This is a genomic window from Streptomyces sp. SID14436, from assembly GCF_010548465.1.
Lineage (GTDB): Bacteria > Actinomycetota > Actinomycetes > Streptomycetales > Streptomycetaceae > Streptomyces.
The window spans coordinates 1-4,250 of the sequence record NZ_JAAGMD010000895.1 but is presented as its reverse complement, the minus strand read 5'-3'; the positions used below and the strand labels follow the sequence as shown (position 1 = coordinate 4,250).

General features: G+C 76.5%; 5 protein-coding genes. 4 read left to right on the top strand and 1 reads right to left on the bottom strand.

Annotated elements, in window-relative coordinates:
• On the top strand, window positions 1–462 hold a 462-nt coding region (locus tag G3I53_RS32875), incomplete at its 5' end, for a GvpL/GvpF family gas vesicle protein (protein ID WP_203617610.1).
• Between the two features lie 137 nt (window positions 463–599).
• Here the strand turns inward: G3I53_RS32875 and G3I53_RS32870 are convergent.
• Window positions 600–968 (bottom strand): STAS domain-containing protein, encoded by a 369-nt coding sequence (locus G3I53_RS32870; protein WP_239064230.1) that lies wholly within the window; start codon window positions 966–968, stop codon window positions 600–602.
• A 200-nt stretch (window positions 969–1,168) separates the two neighbouring features.
• On the opposite strand from G3I53_RS32870, the gene G3I53_RS32865 reads away from it, so the two are divergent.
• The 3 genes from G3I53_RS32865 to G3I53_RS32855 all read left to right on the top strand — a co-directional run bounded on the left by G3I53_RS32865 (window position 1,169) and on the right by G3I53_RS32855 (window position 4,213).
• Window positions 1,169–2,791 (top strand): PP2C family protein-serine/threonine phosphatase, encoded by a 1,623-nt coding sequence (locus G3I53_RS32865; protein WP_164439055.1) that lies wholly within the window; start codon window positions 1,169–1,171, stop codon window positions 2,789–2,791.
• Window positions 2,788–3,894 (top strand): cobalamin B12-binding domain-containing protein, encoded by a 1,107-nt coding sequence (locus G3I53_RS32860; protein WP_164439054.1) that lies wholly within the window; start codon window positions 2,788–2,790, stop codon window positions 3,892–3,894. Before G3I53_RS32865 ends, G3I53_RS32860 begins: the two co-directional genes overlap by 4 nt.
• 100 nt (window positions 3,895–3,994) lie before the next feature.
• Window positions 3,995–4,213, top strand: coding sequence for an EF-hand domain-containing protein (locus G3I53_RS32855; protein WP_164332607.1), 219 nt, complete (start codon window positions 3,995–3,997; stop codon window positions 4,211–4,213).
• Window positions 4,214–4,250 lie beyond the last annotated feature (37 nt).

The following is a 4,250-nucleotide window of genomic DNA, read 5'->3' as shown; positions in this document are numbered from 1 at the left end:
GGCGCGCGGCTTGAGGAGCTGGCGGGCCGGTGCGAGCTGCGGGTGGAGATCACCCTGGACCGCGCCGCCGTCGCGGGAGACGGCCCGCACGCGCCTGAGGAGGCGGCGGACGAGGCCCGTTCGCCGGGCATGCGCAGGCTGCTGGCCAAGCAGCGGGAGCGGGCGGCCCGCGACGCGGCCGGTCAGCTCGCCGACGCGCTGCACGCCGAGGTCCGGCACCGCCTGCTGTCCCTCGCCGAGGACCTCCGCGACCGCGGGCCCACCCGGCGGGCCGACGACGAGACGGCCGTCCTGTCCGCCGCCCTGCTGGTCCGCCGGGAGGACATCGACGCGGTCGGCGCCGTCCTCAGCGACCTCGGCGCGCGGCAGCCGGCCGTCCGGATCCGCTTCCTCGGTCCCTGGCCGCCGTTCTCCTTCACCGACGACCACCACCGCGCGCACGCCGGACAGACGGCGCCCTGACACGGCCGCTGCCACCCCTCGGGGCGAGTGCAGTTCGTCACGGCACCGGACCGCATCCGCGGCCGGCCGGAGGGACGGGCGTCAGGGCGGCGGGAGGTCCGGCGGCACCCCGGGCGGCCGTGCGGCGGGGTCGTGGTTCACCGGGGATCGGTGTCGGCCGCCGCCTGCCGTACGGCCGTCCGCGCGTTCTCCGTGAGGGGGAGATGCGCGGCCGTGCCGGTGATGTCGAACAGGCGCCGCACCGCGTCGTGGAACGGGCCCGCCACCGCCAGCCTGCGGCCGGCGGCCGTGTACCGCGCCTGGGCCTCCAGCAGGAGGTTCAGCAGGCTGGAGTCGGCGAACCGGATGCGGGACAGGTCCACGACCGTCACCGGCGCGCTCGCCTCCCAGGCCCGGTCCATCCCCTCCTCGAGCGCCTCGACCGTGTCGACGTCGATCTCGCCCGCGACCTCGAGAACGAACGCCTGTGCGCCCTCCCGCACCGTCACCATGTGCTCGTTGCTCATGCCCGCACTCTGCCACCCTCCCGCGTCCACCCCAAACGGTTCCCCCCGGCCGCCGCGTGAATCCTCGTCGCGCCGGGGTCCCTTCCGCGCAAGCGGCCCGGCGGGGGGCCGCTTGCGCGGGCGCCCCGAGGTGAGGAAAGGTGGCAGAGCCAAGCATCCGAGGAAGGGAAGGTGAACGGCCGCACACCGCCGGCCGGCTCATGACCACGCTCCCCGACGACCTCGGCACCGGCCCCGCGACCCCGGCCGACCGCCCGGCGGCCGCCCCCTTCCCCGTCGTCGTCCTGGACGCGTCCGGGCACGTCGTGGACGTCAACGCTCCCGCGGCCGCCCTGCTGCCGGACGCCCGCCCCGGGGAGCCCCTCACCACCCCCGCCTGGCTCGCCGAGGCGCACCGCTCCCCGGGTGCCGCCCCGAGCGGTCCGGTGGGCGACCGCTTCTACGCCGCCACGGCGTCCCCGCTCGACGGCGGCCTGACCGCCTGGTGGCTGCGGGACGAGACCGTGCAGCGCACGCTGACCGCCGAACTGGAGGCGGAACGCCGGCGCACCCGCTTCCTGGCCGAGGCGTCCAGCGCCCTGCTCGCCTCGCTGAACCTGGAACGGTGCATGGAGGTCACCGCCCGGCTGGCGGCCGAGCACCTGGCCGACGCGGCCGTGGTGATCGCGCAGACCGGCGCCCGCAGGCTGCCCGTGGTCGTCCGGGACCAGCACGGCCGGGTCACCCGCAGCTCCGTGGCCGCCGCCCCCGAGTCGGTGCCCGGCCTGGACGAGGCACTGCAGGGCTTCCCGCCGGTGCCCCCGCGCTGGATCGACCCCGCCGCCGCCCCCGCCTGGCTGGTCCCCGAAAGCTTCGGGCCGGTCGGCGCGATGGCGGTCACCCCGCTGCCCGGGCTCGGACTGTCCGCCGGGGCGCTCATCCTGCTGCGGCGCGCCCGGCACGCGGCGTTCGACGCGTCGGAGGCCGAGTTCGCCGGACTGTTCGCCGCCCGCGCCGGCGCGGCGATGTCGGCCGCGCGGCTGTACGCCGAGCAGAACCAGGTCGCCGACACCCTGATGCGCGCGCTCCTGCCGCCCACCCTGCGGCACGTCGAGGGCACGGAATTCGCCGGGGGCTACCGCGCGAGCGTCGACACCGACCGCGTCGGCGGCGACTTCTACGACGTCCATCCGCCCGGCGAGGACTGCGCGGAGACGCTCGCCGTCCTGGGCGACGTGGCCGGCAAGGGCCTCGACGCGGCCGTGATCACCGGCCGCATCCGCAGCACCCTGCACGCGCTGCGGCCGATGGCGGACGACCACGGCCGGATGCTGCGCCTGCTGAACAACGCGATGCGCAGCGAGGGCGGCCGGGTGCGGTTCGCCACCCTCGTCCTGGCCTCCGCCCACCGCGAGGGCGCCTCCGTGGCCCTGCGCCTGACGTCGGCCGGTCACCCGCCGCCGCTGATCGTGCGGCGGGACGGCACCGTGGAGGAGGCCGACACCGGCGGCACCCTGATCGGCGTCCTCCCGGAGATCACCTCCCGCACCGCGCACGTCCGGCTGGCGCCCGGCGAGACGTGCCTGCTGTACACGGACGGTGTCACCGAGGCCAAGGGCGGCCCGCTCGGTGACGTCCAGTTCGGGGAGGAGCGCCTCAAGCGGGCCCTGGCCGAGTGCGGCGGTCTGCCCGCGGCGGCCGTGGTCGAGCGCGTCCAGATGCTCACGGACGCCTGGATCGGCGGCGGCCGGCACGACGACATCGCCGTCCTGGCCATCACCGCGCCCCGCGGGGGAGTCCCGGATGATGTGGACACCGCGACCGGGGGCAGTCGTACGGTATGACGGTCACACCTTCAGCCTCGCGCAGCGACGGGCCCTCCCACGGCATCGGCGCCCGTCTGGCCCCCGCCACCGGTGACGCACGCGCCGGGCAGTGGGCCGAGAAGCTCTGGCAGGCCGCCCTCGCGGCGGACGAGTACGCGGCCGCCGACGTGGTGACCGGGGCGCTCGACGCCGGACTGGACGCGGAGACGGTCCTCCTGGAGGTCATCGGCGCCGTCCAGCACCGGGTGGGCCTGGAGTGGGCCGCCAACCGCATCGGCGTCGCCGACGAGCACGCCGCGACCGCCATCAGCGACCGGGTCGTCGCCCTCCTGCCCGTGCCCCGCCCCGACCCCGCACGCGGCAGGGTGACGGTCGCCTGCGTGGACAAGGAGTGGCACGCCCTGCCCGCCCGGCTGCTCGCCGAGACCCTGCGGCTGCGCGGCTGGCAGGTCGGCTACCTCGGCGCGCAGGTCCCCACCGCCCACCTGGTCCGGCAGATCCACCGCACCGGATCGTCCGTGGTGTGCCTGTCGGCCGCGCTGTCCACCCGGCTGCCCATCGCCCACGCGGCGATCACCGCGGTGCAGGCGACCGGGGTCCCCGTCATGGTCGGCGGCCTCGGCTTCGGCGTCGACGGCCGCTACGCCCGCCGCCTCGGCGCCGACGCGTGGGCGCCGGACGCCCGCGCCGCGGCCGACCGGCTGGAGGCCGGGCCGCTGCCCACGCCCCGGCCGCCCCACCAGGCCGTCGACGACCTGCCGCACCTCGCGGACCAGGAATACACCATGGTCACCCGCGCCGCGCACGGCCTGGTGCGCGGCACGATGGAGCGCCTGGAACAGCGGTTCCCGCCGATGCGCGACTACGACCAGGACCAGCGCGAGCGCACCGCCGAGGACCTCGCCCACATCGTCGACTTCCTGACCGCCGCCCTCTACGTCGACGACCCCGGCATCCTCACCGGCTTCCTCACCTGGACCGCCGAGATCCTCGCGGCCCGGGGCGTGCCGGCCCGCTCCCTGCCGCCCGCCCTGGACGCCCTGGAGGAGCAGCTGCGGGACTTCCCCCGGACCCGCTCCCTCCTCGACGCCGGACGGGCCGCCCTCGCCTCCGCGGGCTGACCGCCCAGGGCGCACGAGCGCCCCGACCGCCCCGGAACGCGCCGCGGGGACCGGCCGCTACTGTGGCCCCGTCACCGAAGATCACGGAAGGACGGAACACATGGCGGACATCGTGGAGACGGCGGCGCGGAAGGTCTTCGACCGCTACGACCTGGACGGGGACGGCCAGGTCACCGTGGAGGAGTACCGGCAGGTGGTGGCCGAGCTGGAGGGCTCGCAGATCACCGAGGCCCAGGCCCGTGAGCTGATCGCCTCCCTGGACACCGACGGCGACGGCCGGATGTCCTTCGAGGAGTTCTGGGCGGCCATGAACCGCTGACCCCGGACGCCGCCCGCGCCGCCTCCGCCGCCTCCGC